This window comes from Paracoccus mutanolyticus, from assembly GCF_003285265.1.
GTDB classification, from domain to species: domain Bacteria; phylum Pseudomonadota; class Alphaproteobacteria; order Rhodobacterales; family Rhodobacteraceae; genus Paracoccus; species Paracoccus yeei.
Map to the genome: position 1 here is coordinate 1024505 of NZ_CP030239.1, position 21568 is coordinate 1046072.

Annotated in this window: 15 protein-coding genes and 6 pseudogenes; 10 read left to right on the forward strand and 11 right to left on the reverse strand. The window is 67.5% G+C overall.

What is annotated here, in order from left to right:
- The first annotated feature begins 29 nt into the window (after positions 1 to 29).
- The 3 genes and pseudogenes from DPM13_RS05625 to DPM13_RS26670 all read left to right on the forward strand — a co-directional run bounded on the left by DPM13_RS05625 (position 30) and on the right by DPM13_RS26670 (position 1877).
- Positions 30 to 431 (forward strand): ketosteroid isomerase-related protein, encoded by a 402-nt coding sequence (locus DPM13_RS05625; protein WP_028718361.1) that lies wholly within the window; start codon positions 30 to 32, stop codon positions 429 to 431.
- Positions 428 to 1009 carry a GNAT family N-acetyltransferase gene (locus DPM13_RS05630; protein ID WP_112887620.1) on the forward strand — a complete coding sequence of 194 codons (582 nt, stop codon included), beginning with the start codon at positions 428 to 430 and terminating at the stop codon, positions 1007 to 1009. Before DPM13_RS05625 ends, DPM13_RS05630 begins: the two co-directional genes overlap by 4 nt.
- Before the next feature lie 66 nt (positions 1010 to 1075).
- Positions 1076 to 1877, forward strand: a pseudogene (locus DPM13_RS26670) (hypothetical protein).
- A gap of 39 nt (positions 1878 to 1916) precedes the next feature.
- Here DPM13_RS26670 and DPM13_RS05640 read toward each other — a convergent pair.
- Positions 1917 to 3338 (reverse strand): annotated as a pseudogene (locus tag DPM13_RS05640) (MORN repeat-containing protein); the annotation flags it as partial.
- Between the two features lie 139 nt (positions 3339 to 3477).
- Here DPM13_RS05640 and DPM13_RS05645 point away from each other — a divergent pair.
- Positions 3478 to 5147: pseudogene (locus tag DPM13_RS05645) on the forward strand (NAD+ synthase).
- A 738-nt stretch (positions 5148 to 5885) separates the two neighbouring features.
- A pseudogene (locus tag DPM13_RS05650) lies at positions 5886 to 6487 on the forward strand (Hint domain-containing protein).
- On the opposite strand, the gene pncB reads toward DPM13_RS05650, so the two are convergent.
- On the reverse strand, positions 6484 to 7794 hold the full coding sequence (pncB, locus tag DPM13_RS05655) for a nicotinate phosphoribosyltransferase (RefSeq protein ID WP_080621033.1): 1311 nt from the start codon (positions 7792 to 7794) through the stop codon (positions 6484 to 6486). The pseudogene DPM13_RS05650 and the gene pncB overlap by 4 nt on opposite strands.
- Positions 7791 to 8387 (reverse strand): bifunctional nicotinamidase/pyrazinamidase, encoded by a 597-nt coding sequence (pncA, locus tag DPM13_RS05660; RefSeq protein WP_112887621.1) that lies wholly within the window; start codon positions 8385 to 8387, stop codon positions 7791 to 7793. Before pncA ends, pncB begins: the two co-directional genes overlap by 4 nt.
- A gap of 94 nt (positions 8388 to 8481) precedes the next feature.
- On the opposite strand from pncA, the pseudogene trhO reads away from it, so the two are divergent.
- Positions 8482 to 9370, forward strand: a pseudogene (trhO, locus tag DPM13_RS05665) (oxygen-dependent tRNA uridine(34) hydroxylase TrhO).
- Positions 9371 to 9459: 89 nt separating this feature from the next.
- Here trhO and DPM13_RS05670 read toward each other — a convergent pair.
- The 5 genes and pseudogenes from DPM13_RS05670 to DPM13_RS05685 form a co-directional block, all read right to left on the reverse strand.
- Positions 9460 to 11740, reverse strand: a pseudogene (locus tag DPM13_RS05670) (NADP-dependent malic enzyme).
- 84 nt (positions 11741 to 11824) lie between these two features.
- Positions 11825 to 13180 (reverse strand): oligosaccharide flippase family protein, encoded by a 1356-nt coding sequence (locus DPM13_RS05675; protein ID WP_112887622.1) that lies wholly within the window; start codon positions 13178 to 13180, stop codon positions 11825 to 11827.
- 13 nt (positions 13181 to 13193) lie between these two features.
- Positions 13194 to 13475, reverse strand: coding sequence for a hypothetical protein (locus tag DPM13_RS22315; protein WP_223252373.1), 282 nt, complete (start codon positions 13473 to 13475; stop codon positions 13194 to 13196).
- Positions 13476 to 13493: 18 nt separating this feature from the next.
- Entirely contained in the window at positions 13494 to 14675 is a 1182-nt protein-coding gene (locus DPM13_RS05680) for a GumC domain-containing protein (protein ID WP_223252374.1), read from the reverse strand.
- Positions 14676 to 14766: 91 nt separating this feature from the next.
- A complete protein-coding gene (locus DPM13_RS05685) occupies positions 14767 to 15453 on the reverse strand; it encodes a P-loop NTPase family protein (RefSeq protein WP_223252375.1) in 687 nt (228 codons plus the stop codon).
- Between the two features lie 94 nt (positions 15454 to 15547).
- Here DPM13_RS05685 and DPM13_RS05690 point away from each other — a divergent pair, with 94 nt between their 5' ends.
- Together DPM13_RS05690 and DPM13_RS05695 are read left to right on the forward strand one after the other, a co-directional pair.
- Positions 15548 to 16567 carry a glycosyltransferase family 2 protein gene (locus DPM13_RS05690; RefSeq protein ID WP_112887623.1) on the forward strand — a complete coding sequence of 340 codons (1020 nt, stop codon included), beginning with the start codon at positions 15548 to 15550 and terminating at the stop codon, positions 16565 to 16567.
- Positions 16564 to 17391 (forward strand): glycosyltransferase, encoded by an 828-nt coding sequence (locus DPM13_RS05695; RefSeq protein ID WP_112887624.1) that lies wholly within the window; start codon positions 16564 to 16566, stop codon positions 17389 to 17391. Before DPM13_RS05690 ends, DPM13_RS05695 begins: the two co-directional genes overlap by 4 nt.
- Here the strand turns inward: DPM13_RS05695 and DPM13_RS05700 are convergent.
- Positions 17388 to 18167 carry a hypothetical protein gene (locus DPM13_RS05700; RefSeq protein ID WP_112887625.1) on the reverse strand — a complete coding sequence of 260 codons (780 nt, stop codon included), beginning with the start codon at positions 18165 to 18167 and terminating at the stop codon, positions 17388 to 17390. The two genes, DPM13_RS05695 and DPM13_RS05700, sit on opposite strands and share 4 nt — an antisense overlap.
- A gap of 274 nt (positions 18168 to 18441) precedes the next feature.
- Between DPM13_RS05700 and DPM13_RS05705 the strand changes: the two genes are divergently transcribed.
- Positions 18442 to 19149: a sugar transferase gene (locus tag DPM13_RS05705; RefSeq protein ID WP_028718377.1), complete on the forward strand. Its 708-nt coding sequence runs from the start codon at positions 18442 to 18444 to the stop codon at positions 19147 to 19149.
- A 31-nt stretch (positions 19150 to 19180) separates the two neighbouring features.
- Here DPM13_RS05705 and DPM13_RS19640 read toward each other — a convergent pair whose 3' ends face one another.
- The gene (locus DPM13_RS19640; RefSeq protein WP_080621041.1) at positions 19181 to 19369 is read right to left on the reverse strand and encodes a hypothetical protein; all 189 of its coding nucleotides are present in this window, start codon (positions 19367 to 19369) and stop codon (positions 19181 to 19183) included.
- 174 nt (positions 19370 to 19543) lie between these two features.
- Between DPM13_RS19640 and DPM13_RS05710 the strand changes: the two genes are divergently transcribed.
- Complete coding sequence (locus tag DPM13_RS05710; protein WP_112887626.1) at positions 19544 to 20749, forward strand: glycosyltransferase family 4 protein; 1206 nt, start codon at positions 19544 to 19546, stop codon at positions 20747 to 20749.
- Here the strand turns inward: DPM13_RS05710 and DPM13_RS25800 are convergent.
- The gene (locus tag DPM13_RS25800; protein WP_317616435.1) at positions 20730 to 21533 is read right to left on the reverse strand and encodes a 4'-phosphopantetheinyl transferase family protein; all 804 of its coding nucleotides are present in this window, start codon (positions 21531 to 21533) and stop codon (positions 20730 to 20732) included. The genes DPM13_RS05710 and DPM13_RS25800 overlap by 20 nt on opposite strands.
- Positions 21534 to 21568: the final 35 nt, after the last annotated feature.

The following is a 21568-nucleotide window of genomic DNA, read 5'->3' on the forward strand; positions in this document are numbered from 1 at the left end:
AGAAAACAGGCCCAGCACATGAGGAGCCCATGGACAGCAAAGCCCTGATCGCCGCCTATTACGACGCCTTCAACGCCGGCCGCACCGACGAGATGCTGACCTATCTGCATGACGAGGTCGAGCATCACGTCAACGAAGGCGGCATCCGCCGCGGCAAGGACAAGTTCCGCGACTTCAACGCCAAGATGACGGAAAGCTACCGCGAGCACCTGACCGACATCGTGATCTTCGCCAACGAGGCGGGCGACCGCGCGGCGGCCGAGTTCACCGTCAACGGCACCTATCTGAAAACCGACGAGGGCCTGCCCGAGGCGCGCGGCCAGACATACGTGCTGCCCGCCGGCACGTTCTTCACGATCCGCGACGGCAAGATCGCGCGGGTGACGACCTATTACAACCTGTCGGACTGGACGGCACAGGTTTCGGCGTGACCCTGACACGCATCCTGACGGGCGATTCGGTCGGGGCCGTGCTGGACGACCTGGCACGGCTGCGCATCGCGGTGTTCCGCGACTGGCCCTATCTTTACGACGGCGATCCTGCCTATGAACGCGACTATCTGCGGGCCTATCAGTCGCCCGGCGCGGTGGTGGTCGCGGCCTATGACGGGGCGCGCATGGTCGGTGCCGCGACCGGCGCCCCGATGGAGCATCACGCGGGCGACTTCGCCGCAGCCTTTGCCAACCGCCCTGAAAGGCTTGAGGAAATCTTTTACTGCGCGGAATCCGTGCTGCTGCCGGCGTATCGCGGCCATGGTCTGGGACACGCCTTCTTCGACGGACGCGAGGCGCAGGCGCGCGCCCTTGGCCGGCGCTACAGCGCCTTTTGCAGCGTGCAGCGCCCCAAGAACCACCCGCTGCGCCCGGCGGGTTACCGCCCGCTGGATGACTTCTGGCGCAAAAGGGGCTATGAGCCCCTTTCCGGCGTGGTTGCAGAGTTCGACTGGAAAGACATCGACGCGCCGGTTTCGACCCGAAAACCGCTGCAATTCTGGATGAAGACCCTGTGACACGCGAAATCAAGATCGCCGCCGCCGCCTACAAGTTCGACTGGTTCGACGACTTTGACGCCTATCGTGCCAAGCTGACCCGCTGGGTCGAGGCTGCATCCGACTGCGACCTGCTGGTGTTTCCCGAATACGGCGCGATGGAACTTGCGTCGCTGGGCGGCAAGGACATCGCCTCGGACCTCGAAGCGTCGCTGCACGAGGTCGCAAGGACGCAAGCGGCCCGCGACGCGCTGCATGCCGAGCTTGCAGCCGCGCATGGCATCCACATCCTGGCCGCCTCGGGCCCGGTGTTCGTGGGCGAACGGCCCTTCAACCGCGCCGTCCTGTTCGGCCCGGATGGCGTCATCGGCCATCAGGACAAGCAGATCATGACGCGGTTCGAACGCGAGGAATGGAATGTCGTGGCCAATCCGGGCCTGCGCGTCTTTGACACGCCCGTCGGCCGGCTGGGCATCCTGATCTGCTATGACAGCGAATTCGCCCTGACTTGCGCGGCAACTGTCCGAGTGCTAAATCGAGGTAATTTAGCAACTTGCACAGTATCAACGGCGGCGTAAAACCAGGTCATTCGGTGAAGGTGTACGCCATGGCGCGAGCGCTTCCGACATAGCTGGCGCGTTCCATGGCGCACTGACCGGTCAGGGCCTGCGCTGGAACCCCGCCATCGACGAGAACCGCGGCCGGGCCCATCTATGCGCCGTCGGACGGGCTGTGGCCCGAAACCGGCATCCTGGCCGAGGGCGAGATGGACAAGCCCGGCTGGGTCAAGGCCCGCGTCGACCTGGACCGCGTGCGCGAAAGCCGGCAGGACGGCCGCGTCCTGCCCTTTGCCCATTGGCCCGAAAGCGCCGCCAGCGGGGTCATCTGACGCGCGCTCGGGCTGCGCCGGCTCGGCGGGCACGCGCCCGTCGGGGGTCGCGCCCGGCGCCTCGCCCCGGGACGCGACGCCGCCCACCGGCTCGGGCCGGGCCAGCCGGTTGTCCTGCCATTCGCCCGAGGCGACCTGCCCCGTGGCATAGCGCATGACCCCCGCGCCCTGCCGCTTGCCCATCACGAAATGGCCCGTGTAGACGTCGCCATTGGCATAGGTTGCAACGCCTTCGCCGTCGATCTCGCCGGCCTTCCAGCTGCCTTCGTAGCGGAACCCGTCCGGCGCGATCAGCCGGCCCTTGCCCTGGCGCAGCCCGGCGACGAAGGACCCGTCATAGGTCGTGCCGTCGGGATAGGTCGCCTGACCCTGGCCCTGGCGCTGCCCGTCGTGCCAGGCGCCGTTATAGACATAGCCGTCGGGATAGGTCATGCGTCCCTGGCCTTCGTTCCGGCCGCGCCGGAACCCGCCCTCATAAACCAGTCCGTTGGCATAGCGGGCGACGCCCTGCCCCTCGATCACGCCGGCCAGCCAGTCGCCATCATAGCTCGCGCCATCGGGATAGGTGATGATGCCCTTGCCCTCGGGCAGGTCGTTCCTCAGCGCGCCCTCATAGACCGAGCCGTCGGGATAGGTGATGCGGCCCAGGCCCTCCATCCGGCCTTCGACCCAGTCGCCGGCATAGACATAGCCGTCGGTGCCGGTGAAGGTGCCGGTGCCGTGCCGGCGGTCGGCGCGGAAATCGCCTTCGTAACGGTCGCCGTTGGCATAGGTAGCGGTGCCGCGCCCCTCGCGCCGGCCATTGGCAAAGCGGCCCTCGTAGCTGTCGCCCGAGGGCTGGACCAGCCGCCCCTGCCCCGCCATCTGCCCGGCCATCCAGCCGCCCTCATAGGTCAGCCCATCGGCCATCACCAGCTTGCCCTGCCCCTCGCGCTGGTCGGCCCGCATCTCGCCCTCGTAGGTGGCGCCGTCGGGATAGGTGATCTTGCCGCGGCCTTCCTTGACCCCGGCCTTCCAGTCGCCTTCGTAGCGATAGCCGTTCGGCTGGGTCAGCACGCCCTTGCCATCGTGCAGCGCGTTCAGGAACCCGCCCTGATAGACTGAGCCGTTGGCGTAATGCGCGACACCCTGGCCGGTGATCTGGCCTTCGACCCAGTCGCCTTCATAGGTGCCGCCGTCGGCATAGGTGATCTTGCCCTTGCCATGCGGCTTGCCCTGGGCAAAGGCGCCCTCATAGACCGAGCCGTTCGGGAACCTGGCGATGCCCTGGCCCAAGATCTCGCCCTCGACCCAGTCGCCGGTGTATTCGTAACCCGAGGGCAGGCGATAGGTGCCGCGCCCGTGCTGCTTGCCGCCGCGGAACGTGCCCTCGTAGACGCCGCCGTCGTCGTATTGCTTGGTCACGACACCCTGCGCCGCGGCCATGCCGACCCCGGCCAGCACCATCGCGCAAGCGAACATGGCTGCTTTCATCGGTCTGCCTCCGCCTCGTGCCTTGTTTGCGCCGGGTTTACCGCAAGCGCCGCGGGTCGCAAAGGCCGACTTTCCCTTTGCCCGTCCCTGCCCTATCAACAGGCCCACAGCCGGACAGGAGCACGCGATGACCGACCGATTTCGCATCACGCTTGGGCAGTTGAACCCGACCGTCGGCGACCTGCCGGGCAACGCGGCCAAGGCGCGGGACGCCTGGGCGCAGGCCAGGGCCGCCGGCGCGCAGCTGCTGGCCCTGCCCGAGATGTTCATCACCGGCTACCAGACCCAGGACCTGGTGCTGAAGCCCGGCTTCACCCGCGACGCGATGGTCGCGATCGAAGGGCTGGCGCGGGACTGCGCCGACGGCCCCGCCATCGGCATCGGCGGCCCCTTTGCAGAAGGGGGCAAGCTTTACAACGCCTGGTGGGTGCTTCAGGGCGGCAAGGTGCTGACCCGCGTACTGAAACACGAACTGCCCCACAAGCAGCTGTTCGACGAATGGCGGCTGTTCAATCCCGGTCCGCTTGCCGGCCCCTTCAGCCTGGAGGGGCTGCGCATCGGCAGCCCGATCTGCGAGGACGCCTGGTGGCCCGACGTGGCCGAGACCCTGGCCGAAAGCGGGGCCGAGATCCTGCTGGTGCCGAACGGCAGCCCGTATCACCGCAACAAGCTGGACCTGCGCATGGGCCACATGGTCGCGCGCGTGGTCGAAACCGGCCTGCCGCTGATCTATCTGAACGCAGTCGGCGGCCAGGACGACCAGCTTTACGACGGCGCGAGCTTTGCGCTGAACCCGGGCGCAGATGGCGGTGCCGACAAGGTGATGCAGATGGTGCCCTTTGACCAGGCGGTCCTGCATCTGGACCTTGAACGCACGGCCCACGGCTGGCGCGTGGTGCCCGGCCCGATGGAGCATCAGCCCGACGAATGGGAACAGGACTATCGCGCCATGACCGAGGGTCTGCGCGACTACATGCGCAAGTCGGGCTTTCGCAAGGTGGTGCTGGGCCTGTCGGGCGGCATCGACTCGGCCCTGGTCGCCACGATTGCCAGTGACGCCGTGGGGCCGGAAAACGTGCGCTGCGTCATGCTGCCCAGCGAATACACCTCGCAGACCAGCCTGGATGATGCGGCCGATTGCGCGGAAGGCTGGGTACGCGGCTGGACACCGTGCGCATCGACGGCGCGCGCGACGCGGTGGGCGCGGCCCTGGCGCCCCTGATGGCGGGCACGAGCCCCGACATCACCGAGGAAAACATCCAGTCCCGTCTGCGCGGCGTCATGCTGATGGCGCTGTCGAACAAGTTCGGCGAACTGCTGCTGACCACCGGCAACAAGTCCGAGGTCGCGGTGGGCTATGCCACGATCTATGGCGACATGGCCGGCGGCTACAACCCCATCAAGGACCTGTACAAGACCCGCGTGTTCCGCACCTGCCGCTGGCGCAACGAAAACCACCGCCCCTGGATGCTGGGCCCGGCGGCCGAGGTGATCCCGCCCCGGATCATCGAAAAGCCCCCCTCGGCAGAACTGCGCCCCGACCAGAAGGACGAGGACAGCCTGCCCCCCTACGAGGTGCTGGACGCAATCCTTGAGGGGCTGGTCGAAAAGGACCTGGCGCTGCGCGATCTGGTCGAACAGGGCTTCGAGCCCGAGACGGTCAAGCGGGTCGAGACGCTGCTTTATGGCAGCGAATGGAAACGCTATCAGGCCGCGCCGGGGCCGCGGATTTCCACCAAGGCCTTCTGGCTGGACCGGCGTTATCCGCTGGTCAATCGCTGGCGCGACCGGATCTGACCGCCGCCCGGTCGGGCGGATTTGAAGCGTTTTTTCAACAGTTGGGATTCGCCTGACCGGGCGCAAGCGGCTATGCCTGATCGCAGACGGCCGGGCATCGGCCGACGTTTTCAGGCACCCTTCGGCCGGCACCAGCCGCCGTCGCGACCGCGTCGCGACGACGAATGGCACCGGCCGCCCCTGGCCCAAGGCCCCGCGACCAACCGGAACGAACCCATGTCGACCGACACCACCATCCAAGCCATTTCCCTGGGTTCCTTTGCCGAACTCGACACCGATGAAAAGCAGATGGGGGCAGACAAGGCCGGCTCTCTGGTCGGCAGCAGCTTCGGCAGCAGCACGGCGCCGCTGGCGAACTCGATCCTGCACCTGGGACTGCACGACGCCGATGCCAACGGGTCGCTGGCCTTTGGCAATCACACCGTCGGGGCCGAATACATCACCATCAACGGGACGCGGCAGGCGGTCGATGCTGGCGTTCAGTATCGCGGGACGGTGACCTACATGGACGGCACCTCCACCGCCGGGGTAACGCTGCGGATCATCCAGGACGGCACGGGACAGCTGTATCTGCTGCCGCCGCCCACGGACGCCGGCCGCCCCGAAATCGAGGCGCTGACGCTAAAGCCCATCGCGGCGATCACGCTGACGGCGGTCAAACAGAACAACTTCGGCGCGCTGACCAGCAGCCGCTATGGCCTGCAAAGCCCGACCTTCCTGTGCTTTCGCCATGGAACGATGATCCTGACCGACCAGGGCGAACGCGCGGTGGAAACGCTGCGCCCGGGCGACCGGGTGATGACCCGCGACCACGGCTGGCAGGCGATCCGCTGGATCGGGTCGCGGCGGGTGGACGGCAGCCTGCGCGCGCCTTTCCCAAGATGCGCCCCGTGCGCATCGGCGCGGGCACGCTGGGGCCGGACCTGCCCCGGCGCGATCTTTACGTCTCGCAGCAGCACCGGATCCTGGTCGGCTCGCGCATCGCGGAGCGCATCTTCGGCCAGCCCGAGGTGCTGGTTGCCGCCCGGTTCCTGACCGGCATTCCGGGCATCGCGGTCGATGAAAGCGACGATGGCCTGGACTATTTCCACCTGCTGTTCAACCGCCATGAGATCGTGATCTCGGAAGGCGCGCAGACCGAGTCGCTGTTCACAGGGCCCGAGGCGCTGAAGGCCGTCTCGGCCGAGGCGCGTGCCGAGATGCTGGCGCTTTTCCCCGACCTGCTGCGCGGCGACGGCCCGCCCGTCCCGGCGCGCCCCATCGCCAGCGGGCGCCAGGCGCGGGAACTGGCCCGCCGCCACCGGGACAGGGGCAAGGTCATGCAGGGGGCCCGCGCCTAGACGACGACCGCGCTCGCCCGCTGCTGGCCGACCTCGAAGACCTGGCGATAGCGGGCGATATCCTGCGCGGGGCCGGTCGCCTTTTCCGGGTTGTCGGACAGCTTGACCGTGGGATGGCCGTCCGCCGCCACTGCCTTGCAGACCAGCGAGAACGGCGCCAGCCCGTCCCCGGGCACCAGCCCGCGAAAGTCGTTGGTCAGCAACGTGCCCCAGCCGAAACTGACCTTGACTCGGCCCTGGAAGCGCAGGAACAGCTCGGACATCTTGTCCACGTCCAGCCCGTCCGAAAAGATGATCAGCTTTTCACGCGGGTCCTCGCCCCGGCTTTGCCACCAGGCGATGGCGGTCTCGGCCCCCTCGGCGGGATCGCCGCTGTCGATGCGGATGCCGGTCCAGCCCGCCAGCCAGTCCGGCGCCTTTTCCAGGAATCCCTTGGTGCCGTAGGTATCGGGCAGGATGATGCGCAGGTTGCCGTCGTGCTCCTCGTGCCAGTCGGCCAGGACCCGATAGGGCGCCTCGCGCAGCTCCTGATCGTTGCGGGCCAGCGCGGCATAGACCATCGGCAGTTCGTGGGCGTTGGTCCCGATCGCCTCGATGTCGCGGCGCATGGCGATCAGACAGTTCGAGGTGCCGGTGAACCGCTCGTCGCCCAGGCCCTCGATCATGGCCTGCACGCACCAGTCCTGCCACAGGAAGCTGTGCCGCCGCCTGGTGCCGAAGTCGGCGATGCGCAGATCGGGCCCCAGCTCGCGCAGTTGCTCGATCTTTTCCCACAGCCGGGTCATGGCGCGGGCGTAAAGCACCTGCAATTCGAACCGGCCCAGTTCCTTCAGCACGGCGCGCGAGCGCAGTTCCATGATGATCGCCAGCGCCGGGATTTCCCACAGCATGACCTCGGGCCAGCGGCCCTCGAAGGTCAGCTCATACTGGCCGTCGCGCTTTTCCAGCTGATAGGGCGGCAGCCGCAGCCCTTCCAGGAATTCCATGAAATCGGGGCGGAACATCTGCCGCTTGCCGTAGAAGGTGTTGCCGCGCAGCCAGGTGCTTTCGCCCCGCGTCAGCGACAGGCCGCGCACATGGTCCAGCTGTTCGCGCAACTCGCCTTCGTCGATCAGTTCGGCCAGCCGGATGCGGGTCGTGCGGTTGATCAGGCTGAAGGTCACATGCGTGTCGGGGCGGTTGCGAAACACCGACTGGCACATCAGCAGCTTGTAGAAGTCGGTGTCGATCAGCGAGCGCACGATCGGATCGATCTTCCACTTGTGGTTATAGACCCGGGTCGCGATATCCACCGTCGCCGTCATCATAGCAGCCGCACCCCCGCTTCCAGCATGGTCTGCCGCGCCCCTTCGCGCGAGCCGTTCAGGTCGATGGCCCGCGTCGCCGCCTCGATCACCGAGACCTGGAAACCCAGCCGCGCCGCATCGACCGCCGACCAGGCGACGCAGAAATCATAGGCCAGGCCCACGAAATACAGGTCGTCCAGATCGCGTTCGCGCAGATAGCCGGTCAGGCCGGTCGGCGTCTTGTAGTCGTTTTCAAAGAATGCCGAATAGCTGTCGATGCCCGGACGAAAGCCCTTGCGGATAACCGCCTCGGCACGCGATGTCTGCAGCGCCGGGTGAAATGCCGCCCCGTCCGAGCCGATGACGCAATGCCGGGGCCACAGCACCTGCGGGCCGTAACCGGTCTGGACCAGCGAAAACGGCTGGGCGCCGGGATGGTTGTCGGCAAAGCTGCTGTGGCTTTCGGGATGCCAGTCCTGGGTCATCACCACATGGTCGAAATCGGCCATCAGCCGATTGATCGGATCGACGATCTCGTCCCCGCCGGCGACAGCCAGCCGGCCGCCCGGACAGAAATCCACTTGAACATCGACGACGATCAGGGTCCGGGGCATGCGCTTCTCCTTTCGGAGATTGGTAGGGGGCGCCCGCCGGGGCGTCAATGCCCGCAGGCTTGATCCGGCAGGCCCGCGAGTCTAAGGCCGGATCATGCTGACCGTCGCCGCGCTTTACCATTTCACCCGCTTTCCCGACCCCGCCGCGCTGAAGCCGCCGCTGGCGCGGCTTTGCTGCACGCTGGGGGTGCGCGGCACGCTGCTGCTGGCACCCGAGGGGATCAACGGCACCATCGCCGGATCGCGCGAGGCGATCGACGCGGTGCTGGCCCATATCCGCGCCCTGCCCGGCTGCGCGGAGCTGGACTGGAAGGAAAGCGCCGCCGAAACCATGCCCTTTGGCCGCATGAAGGTCCGCCTAAAGCGCGAGATCGTGACCATGGGCCAGCCGGACGTCGATCCCGGTACGGCGGTCGGACGCTATGTCGCGCCCGCCGACTGGAACGCGCTGATCGCGGCGCCCGATGTGGCCGTCATCGACACCCGCAACGATTATGAGGTCGAGATCGGCACCTTCGCGGCGCCATCGACCCCGGCACCCGCAGCTTTCGCGACTTTCCGGCGTGGTGGCGCGACAATGCCCACCGCTTCGCTGGCAGCGCATCGCCATGTTCTGCACAGGCGGCATCCGCTGCGAGAAATCCACGAATTTCCTGCTGGGCGAAGGCGTCCCCGAGGTGTTCCACCTGAAGGGCGGCATCCTGAAATACCTTGAGGAGGTGCCCGAGACGGAAAGCCTGTGGCAGGGCGAATGCTTCGTCTTCGACAAGCGCGTCAGCCTGGGCCACGGGTTGCGGCCCGGCCATTACGACCTGTGCCACGCCTGCCGCCGCCCCCTGGCGCCCGAGGACCGCGACCGTCCCGAATACGAGATCGGCGTCAGTTGCCACCGCTGTCACGCCGAATACTCCGACGCCGACCGGCACCGGTTCCGCGAACGCCAGCGGCAGGCCGAACGGGGCGAATGCTTCGGCGAGGGCTGACGGCCAGGCCGCTTCTTTCGTGCCCCAATATCCCGGGGGGCGCCTTGCCTGCCTGCAGGGCGGGCAAGGGGTGGGGGCAGAGCCCCCCTTTACTTCACCTGCCCCACCCGGCCCGCCGCGATGGCGGCCATGTTCAGGATGTCGTTCACCGTCGAGCCGGTCGAGCAGATCTGGATGGCATCGGGCACGCCGGTCAGGATCGGACCGACCACAGTGGCGCCCGCCATCTCTTGCAGCAGCTTGACCGAGATCGAGCCCGAGTGCCGCGCCGGCCCACCAGACGTTCGCCGGCCCCGTCAGGCGCGAGAACGGGTATTTGGCCGCCTGCACCGGGTTCAGCGCCACGTCCACCGTCATCTCGCCCTCGTATTCGAAATCGGCGCCGCGGCGGTCGAGGACCTCCGTGGCGTGGGCCATCTTGACCGCGCGCTCGCTGACCGGATAGCCGAAGTTCGAGAACGACAGGAAGGCCACGCGCGGCTCGAGCCCCAGGCCGCGGGCGACATGGGCGCCGCGGGTGGCGATGTCGGCCAGGTCCTCGGCCTCGGGCCACTCGTGGACCAGCGTGTCGCCGATCAGGATGACGCGGCCATTGTGCAGGACCGCCGTGATCCCCACCGCCCCCGCCGCCGGGGTCACGTCGAAGACCTTGCCGATCTGGGCCAGCACATGGGCGTTCTTGCGCGTGGCCCCGGTCACCAGCCCGTCCCCGTGGCCATGCGCCAGCATCAGCGCGGCAAAGACATGGCGGTCGCGGTTCGCCAGCTTGTTGGCATCCTCGCGGTCATAGCCCTTGCGCTGCAGCCGGTTGTACAGCGTCTGGTGATACTGCTCCAGATGGCGCGAATTCGAGGCGTTGACCACCACGATCTCGCGCGCCGCATCGCCCAGCCCCACCGCGTCGAGCTTTTCGCGAACATCCGTCTCGCGCCCGACGACCAGGGACTGACCCATGCCGCCGCGCTGCCAGGCGACGGCGGCGCGCAGCACGCGGGGGTCGTCGCCCTCGGCAAAGATCATCCGGGCCTGGGCCTGACGGGCGCGGGCGTGGATGCCTTGCAGGATGGCGGCGGTCGGGTCCATGCGCGCCTTCAGCGACTGGACATAGCCCTCCATGTCGATGATGGGGCGACGCGCGACCCCGGTGTCCATGCCGGCCTGGGCGACGGCCGGCGGGATGACATGGATCAGGCGGGGATCGAAGGGAGTCGGAATGATGTAGTCGCGCCCGAACTGCAGCTTGCGGCCATAGGCCACGGCAACCTCGTCCGGCACATCCTCGCGCGCGAGTTCCGCCAAGGCGCGGGCGCAGGCGATCTTCATCTCGTCATTGATGGCGCGGGCATGGATGTCCAGCGCGCCGCGGAACAGATAGGGAAAGCCCAGGACGTTGTTCACCTGGTTCGGATAGTCGCTGCGTCCGGTCGCCACGATGGCGTCGGGGCGGACGGCGTGTGCCTCTTCGGGAGTGATTTCCGGGTCGGGGTTCGCCATGGCGAAGATCACCGGGTTCTCGGCCATGCTTTCCACCATCGCGGGCGTCACCGCCCCCTTGGCCGATACGCCCAGGAACACGTCCGCGCCCTTCATCGCCTCTTCCAGCGTGCGCGCCGAGGTATTGGCGGCGTGGGCGGACTTCCACTGGTTCATGCCCTCGGTCCGGCCCTGCCAGATCACGCCCTTGGTGTCGCACATGATGCAGTTGTCGTGCTGGGCGCCCATGGATTTCAGCAGCTCGAGACAGGCAATGCCGGCCGCGCCCGCGCCGTTCAGCACGATGCGCACGTCCTCGATCCGCTTGCCCGACAGTTCCAGCGCGTTCAGCAGGCCCGCGGCGCAGATCACGGCGGTGCCGTGCTGGTCGTCGTGGAACACCGGAATGTCCATCAATTCCTTCAGCCGTTGCTCGATGATGAAGCATTCCGGGGCCTTGATGTCCTCGAGGTTGATGCCGCCGAAGGTGGGGCCCATCAGCTTGACGGCATTGATGATCTGGTCCGGGTCTTCGGTGTCCAGCTCGATGTCGATGGCGTTCACGTCGGCGAAGCGCTTGAACAGCACCGCCTTGCCCTCCATCACCGGCTTCGAGGCCAGCGCGCCCAGGTTCCCCAGCCCCAGGATGGCGGTGCCGTTCGAGATGACGGCGACCATGTTGCCCTTGACGGTATAGTCATAGGCGGTCTCGGGGCGCGCGGCGATGGCTTGGACCGGGACGGCGACTCCCGGGGAATAAGCCAGCGACAGGTCTCGCTGGGTGGCCATGGGAGTCGAGGCGACGATGTCGTATTTGCCCGGCCGCGGTTCGAGGTGATAGGCCAGCGCCTCCTCGGGGGTGATCCGGGACCTGTGGGGGGTGTTGTCGTCGCTCATGCGCGTCTCCTCCTGACTTTCCGTCTCATTAGCGCGGAGGACGGCGGGGCAGAAGGGGTTAACGGCGCCCGGGCGGGCGCCGGATCAGACCAGCAGCGCCGCCACGACGACGTCGCGATGCAAGGTCAGGGCCAGCGCCGCGCCCAGGACGGCCAGCACGGTCGCAGCGATGTCGTGGCGCGGGTCCCAGGCCTTTTGCCGCCGTGCCATCCAGACCGAAACCGGATAGCAGAACAGCTGCGCGATCGCCTGCGCCGCCAGCAGGCCCATCAGCCCGTAAAGCCAGGCCCCGATGACGACCAGCGTGAAATAGATCAGCGCCCGGCTGGACTGCATGACGAAGAAGGCCCGTGAATCGCCCGCGGCCAGGGCAGCCGTCTCATAGCTCAGCGGGATGATCAGCAGCATCTGGATGCAGGCGATGGCAACCAGGATGCCGCCCGCCCGATGATAGCGCGAATCGTAAAGGGCATCGACCAGCCAGGGCCCGATCAGCGCCAGAACGATCGCAACCACCATCAGCAGGCCCGTAAAGGCCGCCCGGGTGCGGGCCAGCGTCCGAAAGTTCGCGGCGCTGTCGCCGGGCGGGTGTTCGCGGTACATCGGGATGAACAGCCGCCCCGCGATGGCCGTGCCCAGAAGGCCCGGCACCGTCGCCAGAAACTGGCCGATGTTGTAGATGCCCAGGTGGTCCAGCGTCAGCACGCGGCCCAGGATGATCCGGCCGCCTCGGATCGCGAAAGCCGGGATGGTGCTGAAGAAGATCCACTTGCCGAATTTGACGATCTCGTCCCGCGCGGCCTTTTCCATGCGGAAGCGGTCGACATGGCCCGGCAGCATGTAGTGAAACAGCGCCAGCTGGACGAAGGCGCCCAGAACCTGGCCCCAGACCAGCGCCCAGACGCTTTGCAGGATCAGGGCGGCGGCGATGGTGATCAGGATGCCGATCATCTGATTGGCAAGTTCGATCAGCGTCAGGCGGCCGATCTGCAGGTGTCGCCCGGCGCTGTCGATGCGCGTCGGAAAGAAGCCGCCCACCAGCATCGAGATCGCGGCAGCCGGAAAGACCCAGGCGAATTGCGGCGCGTCGTAGAACAGCGCCAGCGGCCAGGCCAGGACGCAGGCCGTGCCGAAGATGATGAAGCCGCGGATGACCTTGATCGTCCAGGCCGTGTCCAGGAAGGCCGGGTCGTCCCCCCGCTTGCTTTGCATGATCGAAGGGCCAAGCCCCATGTCGCTGAACATGTTCAGCCCGATCAGGAAGCTGCCGACCAGGGCCATCAGGCCGAAGTCGTCCGGGCTGAGAATGCGCGTCAGCACCAGATTCGAGGCGAGCCGCATGATCTGGCCCAGGCCGAAATTGGCCATGGACCAGGCCCCGCTGCCCAACGCGCGCGAGGCGAAGCTTTTGCGCGGAGCGTCGGTCGAGGTGTCGCTCATCTCCAGCCCTCCCTCAGCCCATGCCGGCGGTCGGGGCCGGCACCACGGCCGGCGAGGGCAGGCCCGGGATCCGGCCCAGCAGCCACAGCGCCACGAAGGCCCCCGCGATCAGCAGCAGCAGCATGTAAAGCACCCGCAGGCGCCGCATCCGCAGGTCGCGGGCGCTTGGCCGATAGGGCAGCGCGATGACTGGGCGGGTGCCGGTCGCGCGGGCGAACTGGTCGGTCCGGCGCAGGACGGGGTTCATCAACTCGAGGACGAAAGCGATGGCAAAGGACAGGCCGATGCTGCCCATCGCGCCCAGGGCCGCCTTTTACTTGCGGCTCGAGATGGCGGGGTATTCCGGCGGCAGGGCGCGTTCCAGCATCCGAAGCGTTCGGCCTGGTCGTTGTTGATCAGAAGCGCTGGGTCTCGACCTGGGCCAGCTGGCGCGAAATCTCGGCGTGCGGTCCTGAAGCCGGCGCTGTTCGCGCGTCATCGCCTCGAGGTCGCGGGCGACCTGGGGCGCGCGGGCACGGGCGCGGTCGATTTCGTTTCGGCGCTCCTGCACGCGGTTCTTTTGCTGGGCCAGCTGTTCAAGCTGGCGGTCGTAGAGCTGCGCCTCGCGCTCGGTCAGGTTCGAGCTGTTCTCGTCGCCCGCGTTCAGGCGGCGCAGGTTTTCCTCGAGCCGCGCGATCTCGGGATGGTCGGGGGCCAGGGTGCGCCGGGCCTGGGCCAGTTCGATCTCGGCCGTGCGGATCTGCTGGACCAGCGTGGCCGAGGCCCGCGTGTCCGCGGTCAGGCTCGGGCGCTCAAGCCCCAGGCGGCTGCGTTGCAGCGCCATGATCTCGCGGTCGAGGGTGTTTTCGGATTCGGCCAGTTGCGCCAGTTCGGTCTGCAGGAACTCCTGCGAGCTGGGCAGGGCGTCCTCATTGCGGGTGCTGAACTCGGCCAGACGGCGGTCCTGCACGGCCAGCGCCTCGCCCAAGCGCGCCTCCTCGCGCATCAGGTAGTTGCGGGCCTCGACGATACGGGCCTCGCGGTTTTCGCGGTCGCGGCTGACCACGCTGTCGGCGAAGTCGTTGGCGATGGCCGCCGCCATCATGGCCGTCTCGGCCTGCGAGGTGATGATGATGGCTGCCAGCGACATGCGCGAACCCGCCGCGACCCCAGGGGCCGCGACGCTGTTGATGCGGGTCGAGCTGCGCACCGCGGCGATCTTGTCGGTATCGCTCATCCCCGGGGTGTTCTTGAACATGCCTAGCCGGTCGATCACGTCCAGGATGTTTTCCCGCGCCATCAGCCGCTGTTCGATCAGCTGCACCCGCTGCGACGCGGGCAGCGAGGCGTCGCCCCCCGGGTCCACCGCGGCGGGCATGTCGATCTGGATCACGGCCGAGGCCTCATAGACCCGGGGCGAGGAAACGATCAGATAGAAGGAAAACAGGATGCCCAGCACCACCACCGTCAGCATCAGCGGCAAGCGCCGCCGGATCATCGAGATGATGTCGGCCAAAGATTGAATTGGTCCCAAACGCCTGAATCCCTAATCGCTCGTCAGTCTTCGGATTTGTTCAAAATAAGGCCCAGGACGGGCGGCATGCCGGTCAGCAGCCGCTGCGCCTCGGCCATGTTGGCGGCGGTGTTGCGTCGTCCGTCCGCCACCAGCAGGTCGCGTCGGCCATCGGCAGCGTCGCCAGCGCCTCGTCCTCGGCCAGCAGGGGCCCGGTGTCCATCAGCGCGATCCCCTCGGCGGGCATCGCCTCGACCAGCGACTCGAGCGCCTGCGCCAAGCCACGGTCCTGCAAGATCTCGGACGCATCGGGCTCGGCCCGGCCGGGGGCCAGGACAGAGAGGTTCGGCGCCTCTTCCACCAGCCTGATCAGCGTTCCGATCGCGCCACCCGACGTCAGCGTGGCCGACACGGAATCGCAACCCGGGATGCCCAGGGTCGATGCGATGGCGGGCCGCGCCAGGTCCATGTCCAGAAGCATGACCTGGGTGTGCTTCTGCCGGGCCAAGGCCAGGGCCAGGTTGACCGTGACGAAGGTCGCCCCCGCGCCCCGGGTCAGCGGCGCCACGGCCAGCTTGCGCCAGCCCCGGTCGCGCATTTCACGCAGAAGGCGTGTGCGCAGGATGGAGAAACGCTGGGCGATGACCTTGGCGTGGTCGTCGTCCGAGGCGCGCGCGCCTTCGCGGCGGATGAACTTGCTCGAGACGGGCTGGCGCGCCGGCGCAAGCCCAGAAACGCCGGCCGGCGTCTCGTCCGGTGTCTTTCCTGTTTCGGCCTGCACCCTGTGGCCCCTCTGCCTCTGGTAGAACGACGACGACACAAGCCACGCACCGGGACGATGACTTTGCCGCTGCGCGCATGGTAACGTCCCGGCCATGAGCGCGACAACCGAAAACCGTCCAGATCACGACAATGCTCGGCAATTCCCCTGCGCGGGTGCGAACCGGGTCACAGCCATCGCCATCGGCCGCAACGAGGGCGAGCGGCTGATGCGCTGCCTGCGCTCGTTGCTGCCGCAGGTCGGGCGGGTGATCTATGTCGATTCCGGGTCGACCGACGACAGCGCCGCCCGGGCCGAGGCACTGGGGGCCGAGGTGGTGCGGCTGGACATGACGCGTCCCTTTACCGCCGCCCGAGCGCGCAATGCGGGCCTTGCGCTGGTGGCCGAGGCCGATTTCATCCAGTTCGTCGACGGCGACTGCGAGGTCGAGCAGGGCTGGATCGACACCGCGCTGGCGGCGCTGGCCTCCGACCCGCGCCTGGCCATCGTCGCCGGGCGCCGGCGCGAGCTGTTCCCCGACCGCTCGATCTACAACCGCATCTGCGACGACGAATGGGACACGCCGGTCGGCCCGGCCCGCGCGGTCGGGGGCGACATGCTGGTCCGGCGCGCGGCGCTGACGGACATCGGCGGCTTCGATCCCACGCTGATCGCCGGCGAAGAGCCCGAGATGTGCCTGCGCATGGCCCGGGCCGGCTGGACCATCCGGCGGCTGGACGCGCCCATGACGATCCACGACGCGGCGATGACGCGCTTTGGCCAGTGGTGGCGTCGGTCGCGCCGCGCCGGGCACGCCTTCGCCGAGGTCTCGTGGCGTTATCGCGACGGACCCGAGGGGTTCTGGCGGCGCGAGACGCGGCGCGCGGTCCTGTGGGCCCTGGCGCTGCCCCTGGCCATCCTTCTGGGCGCGCTGCTGACGCCCTGGGCCTGGCTGCTGCTGGCGCTTTATCCCCTGCAGATCGCCCGCATGGCGCTGCGCGACCCCAACCCCCGCGACCGCTGGCGCCGGGCCGGCCTGACCATGCTGGGCAAGTTCGCCGAGGCGCGGGGATTGCTGGAATTTCACCTGAACCGCCTGGCAGGCCGCCGCGCCGGATTGATCGAATACAAATGACCCCTTGCACCATCATCATCCCCGCCCATGACGAATCGGCCTATATCGACGGCTGCCTCGACAATCTGCTGGCCCAGGACTACGCCGGGCCGGTCGAGGTCATCGTCGTGGCCAACGGCTGCCAGGACGATACCGCCGACCGCGCCCGCGCCCGCACGGACGACTTCGCCCGACGCGGCTGGTCGCTGCGGGTCGAGGAACTGGCCCAAGGCGGCAAGATCGGCGCGCTGAACCACGGCGACGCCTGCGCCGGCCCGGGCATCCGCTGCTATCTGGACGCGGACCTGCGGATGGCGCCCCGCCTTCTGTCGCGCATGATCGAGGTGCTGGACGTGCCCGAGCCGCGCTATGCCGGCGGCAGGCTGGTCGTGGCGCCCGCGAAAAGCTGGGTGTCGCGCCGCTACGGCCGGTTCTGGCAGACCCTGCCCTTTGTCGCCAGGACGGTCACGGGGGCCGGCCAGTACGGCGTCAATGCCGCGGGCCGGGCCCGCTGGGGGGCGTTCCCGCAGATCATCTCGGACGACACCTACGCCCGGCTGCAATTCGACGAATCGGAACGCATCCTGATCGACGAGCCCTTCTACTGGACCATCGTCGAGGGCTTCGGCACCTTGGTCCGTGTCCGCCGCCGCCAGGACAATGGCGTGGCCGAGCTTGGCCGGCTTTACCCCGAACTGCTGTCGCGCCAGGGCCATGTCCGCCCCGGCAAGGTCGCGCTTCTGCGCCTTGCCGCGGCGATCTCCCTGGGCTTTGCCACCTATGCCGCCGTCGCCCTGGCGGTGCGGCTGGGCCGCAACGACCAGGACTGGGCACGCGGCCGCTAGTCGGGCTTGTCGAAGGCCGCGACCGTTTCCTGCGCCAGCTGCTGCAGGACCTCGACCTGATCCTTGGGAACCGGGGGATAGGCCCCGTATTCGCCCATCAGTTGCCGCGGCAGGCCGACCGGGCTTTTCCCGGTCAGGACGGCATAATGGATCATGGTGACATAGTAGAAACCGGCATCGGTCGGGTGGATGTCGTCGCGAAAGAAGTCGCGGATGGAATCGGCCCCGGGCACCCGCCCCTCGGCGATGGCGTCATGCAGCCGCACCATGCCCAAGCCGGCCGGGATCAGCTGCATGGGCGCGGCGTCCGCCGGCAGTCCGGCGTTGACCTTGTCCACGATCCCCTGCCATTGCGGCAGGTCCGACAGGATCCGGTCGCGCCAGGTCCGGGTGGTGCCGGTCTGCGCGTCGTCGATGTCGTCCCAGGTCTGGTAAAGATAGCTTTGCACGCGGGGGTTGGCGTCCAGCGCCAACTTGACCCAGCGCGCCGCATAGCCCGCGCTGTCGTGATATTCGATGGTCGGAGCCAGCGGCACCCGTTCGGTCAGCACCAGAACGTCGACCGGATGGTCGGGGATCCAGGACCGCCCATCAACGCCCTGTGCCACGGCGCTTTCCTTCCACTGCACCTCCAGGGGCGCGCCGTTGATGATCTGATACTGGATCGTGGCCTTGGTCACGTCGCGCATCATCTCAGGCAGGGTGGGACTGACAAGGCTGTGGCCCAGATAGAAAGCCGTGATTCCCTCGGCAAGAAACTGCAGGACACTCGTCAAAATACAACTCCAAATTGATAACCCGACTCTGGCGAGTGTGGGGGAATGGCCGGCCCGCGACAAGCCAATTCAATTCAAGGTTGTTTCAACTTTTAAAACGCAACCGAGGCTTTGCAGCGGGGCATGCTGCCTGGGTCCGCGCTCCAGCCCAAAAACGCACATAAGCCATTGAAAACAAACCAACCTATCCTTTTGGGCAACACAGCATTTCGTTCTAGTTTTATTAAAAGTCGCGGCTATACTGCCCGATGTACCGATTACACAGGTTAAAGAAATGCAGCACATCCATAGTTTTGTTGCGCAAGCTGATTTGGACCCCGTTGTTTCCATTCTGCAAAACACTTCCACCGCAACTCCCGAACCCGTCGGCGTAAGCTCTGCCTATGCCCGTTTCATCAAGCGTCCGCTGGATATCGCGGCGCTTCTTCTGGCAGCGCCCATCGTCCTGCCGGTCGTCCTCATCCTGGCGCTGATCGTGGCGTTCCAGGGTGGCAAGCCCTTCTACTCGCAGATGCGGGTGGGCCGCTCGGGCCGCGCCTTCCGCCTGTGGAAGCTGCGCACCATGGTGGTCGATGCCGATGCGCGCCTGGCCGAATACCTGGCCGCCAATCCGGCCGCAAAGGCGGAATGGGACGCGACCCAGAAGCTGAAGAAGGACCCGCGCATCACCCCGGCCGGGCGCTTCCTGCGCAAGACCTCGCTGGACGAACTGCCGCAGCTGTGGAACGTCCTGATCGGGGACATGAGCATCGTGGGCCCGCGCCCGATGATGCTGGACCAGGCGCAGCTGTATCCTGGCGCGGATTACTACCACCTGCGGCCCGGCGTCACCGGCCTGTGGCAGATCTCGGATCGCAACGACAGCACGTTTGCCGCCCGAGCCACCTTCGACGCGAAATATGCCGCAGACCTCAGCTTCGCGGGGGACCTGTCGATCATCGCGCGAACAGTAGGCGTTGTGGTGCGCTGCACCGGCTACTAAGCGACGATCGGGCGGCCTTGGCCGCCCTTTTCTATTTTTCGTGATATTCCATGCACCGATAGCGGCGCCATGCCAGGAACAGCAGCGCCAGCGTACCGCTAAGCGAATACAGCCCGAGCGCCGCCAGCAGCGACAACTCAAGGGCGAACATGCCCCAGGCGGCGCAGACCATCGCGATCACGATTGCTATGGTAAGAATGCCGCTCAGCGGAGCCTCCAAGACCTACTCAGGGTTGTCTTGCCAATATAAACCCGAAATGCTACGGAATCTCTACTCTTTTCGTATCATGGCCTATCAAGGCCTGGTTTCGCCTAACGGCGTGGTTTGCTAGGCAGAAACCAGCTTAAATCGCCGCTTCGGTGTGCCTCGGGTGTTTGATAAAGGTTTACAGCCTTGCGAATCGGCTATCTCGTCAACACCTATCCCCGTCCCTCGCACAGCTTCATCCGGCGTGAGATTGCCGCGCTGGAAGCCTTGGGTTTCGACATCCATCGGTTTTCCATGCGGGGCGATGCCCAAGCCCTGAAGGACCCGGCCGACCGCCAGGAACACGACCGCACCGAACGCATCCTTGAGGCGGGCGGCCCGCGCCTGCTGGGCGACCTGGCCCGCGCGGCGGGCGCCAATGCCGGGCAACTGCGCCGTGCCGTTTCCATGGCCCACGCCCGAGCGCAGGCGGGCGAATCCGGCCTGGCGCGGCAGCTGATCTATCTGGCCGAAGGCGCCCGCATCGCGGCGCGGTCCAAGGCCCTGGGCTTGCAGCACATCCACGCCCATTTCGGCACGAACTCTGCGCGGGTCGCGGCCTTTTCGCGGCTGCTGGGGGGGCCGCCCTTCAGCTTCACGGTGCATGGGCCCGAGGAGTTCGACCGCCCCCAGCCCCTTGACCTTGGGGGCAAGCTGGCCCTGTCCGAGTTCTGCGTGACGGTCAGCAGCTTTGGCCGGTCCCAGATGTATCGCTGGGCCGATTCGGCGGACCTGGACAAGGTCCGGGTCGTTCATTGCGGCCTGGATCTGGACCGCTGGCGCGACCCGGCGCCCATGCCACAGGGGCCGCTGCACCTGGTCGCCGTAGGCCGCTTTGCAGAGCAAAAGGGCTTTGGCCTGCTGATCCGGGCCTTTGCCCAAGCGTGGGGGAAGAACCCTGCCCTGCGCTTGTCGCTGGTCGGGGATGGAGAGCTGCGCCCGCTGATCCAGCAGGTCATCGCGGCCGAGGGCATGGAGCCCGCGGTCTCGCTGCTGGGCTGGCAGGATGAAACGGGCGTCCGGGACGCCATCGACGCGGCCCACGCCCTGGTCACCCCCAGCTTTGCCGAGGGCCTGCCCGTCGTGCTGATGGAGGCCATGGCCCGCGCCCGCCCCGTGATCGGCACCTATATCGCCGGGATCCCCGAACTGGTCCGGCCCGGGCAGGATGGCTGGCTGGTTCCGGCGGGGGATGCCGATGCGCTGGCCCAGGCGATGCTGGACGCCGCTGCCTGCGCGCCGCAGGCTTTGTCCGAGATGGGGCAGTCGGCCTTGGCCCGGGTCACGGCCCGTCACGACATCCGCGAATCGGCCCGGCGGCTGGCGGCGCTGTTCACCCGCGCCACAGGCTGATCGCCAGGTAATAGCCAGCGGCCACGCCCCAGCGGCCGCCGATCAGGCGATGCCCCAGGCAGGCCCGGATGCGGTCGCCGCGCACCACCGCTGGCACGGCCGAGAAATCCAGCATCCGGCCGCTTGCCGGATATTGCGCCTTGAACATCGCCTCCTTGCCGCAAAAGACCAGCAGCGGGTCTGGATCTGCCATGCGATAGGGCATGACCACCTCGGACAGCCCTTCGGGCGGGGCACGGTCCAGGGGTTCGATATCCACGCCAACCCAGGGCCCGCCCCGGGGGGCCGCGATGGCGATGCAATGCGCGCCGCTGTGCGACAGGCTGGCGCGCTGCGCCTGCGGCAGGTCCGGGCGTCGGTCCGGACGCTGCGTGATCGGGGCGGACGCGGGCCTCTCGTGGCCCGCCTCGGCCAAAGCCCGGCGCAGGGCCATGCGGCCCAAGGCGAATTCGCGCCGGCGCTTGGGGACCGCGCGCGCCATCGCCACCTCCTCGGCCGGAAGCAGCGGATCGGGGTCCTGCGCCAAGGACAGGACAGCGCAACCGAAACCCGGCGGCATCAGGCGCAGCGCCAGATCGCGCAGCGCCTGTTCGGGGTTCACCGGCCCCCGCGCAACTGCGCCCGCAAGCCCGGCGCCGGGCCATGGCATCGTCGCCGCCCTGCCCGGACGGCGTCTCTGCGGCGGCGGCGGGTGCTGGCGCCGCGGCAGGAGCCGCTGGCGCGCCCACCGGGGCCGACGCCGGCACCGGCGAGGCGCTGTTGGCCGGGGCCAGCGTGGCGACATGGCGGATGAAATCGCCCATCACCGGAAAGCGGAAG

Coding starts and splice junctions, on each gene's coding strand:
- DPM13_RS05675 (WP_112887622.1), bottom strand. CDS start 13,180: ATGAGCGACACCTCGACCGACGCTCCGCGCAAAAGCTTCGCCTCGCGC.
- DPM13_RS25800 (WP_317616435.1), bottom strand. CDS start 21,533: ATGTCGCCACGCTGGCCCCGGCCAACAGCGCCTCGCCGGTGCCGGCGT.
- DPM13_RS05625 (WP_028718361.1), top strand. CDS start 30: ATGGACAGCAAAGCCCTGATCGCCGCCTATTACGACGCCTTCAACGCC.
- DPM13_RS05695 (WP_112887624.1), top strand. CDS start 16,564: ATGACCCCTTGCACCATCATCATCCCCGCCCATGACGAATCGGCCTAT.
- DPM13_RS05690 (WP_112887623.1), top strand. CDS start 15,548: ATGAGCGCGACAACCGAAAACCGTCCAGATCACGACAATGCTCGGCAA.
- DPM13_RS22315 (WP_223252373.1), bottom strand. CDS start 13,475: ATGGGCAGCATCGGCCTGTCCTTTGCCATCGCTTTCGTCCTCGAGTTG.
- pncB (WP_080621033.1), bottom strand. CDS start 7,794: ATGATGACGGCGACGGTGGATATCGCGACCCGGGTCTATAACCACAAG.
- pncA (WP_112887621.1), bottom strand. CDS start 8,387: ATGCCCCGGACCCTGATCGTCGTCGATGTTCAAGTGGATTTCTGTCCG.
- DPM13_RS05705 (WP_028718377.1), top strand. CDS start 18,442: ATGCAGCACATCCATAGTTTTGTTGCGCAAGCTGATTTGGACCCCGTT.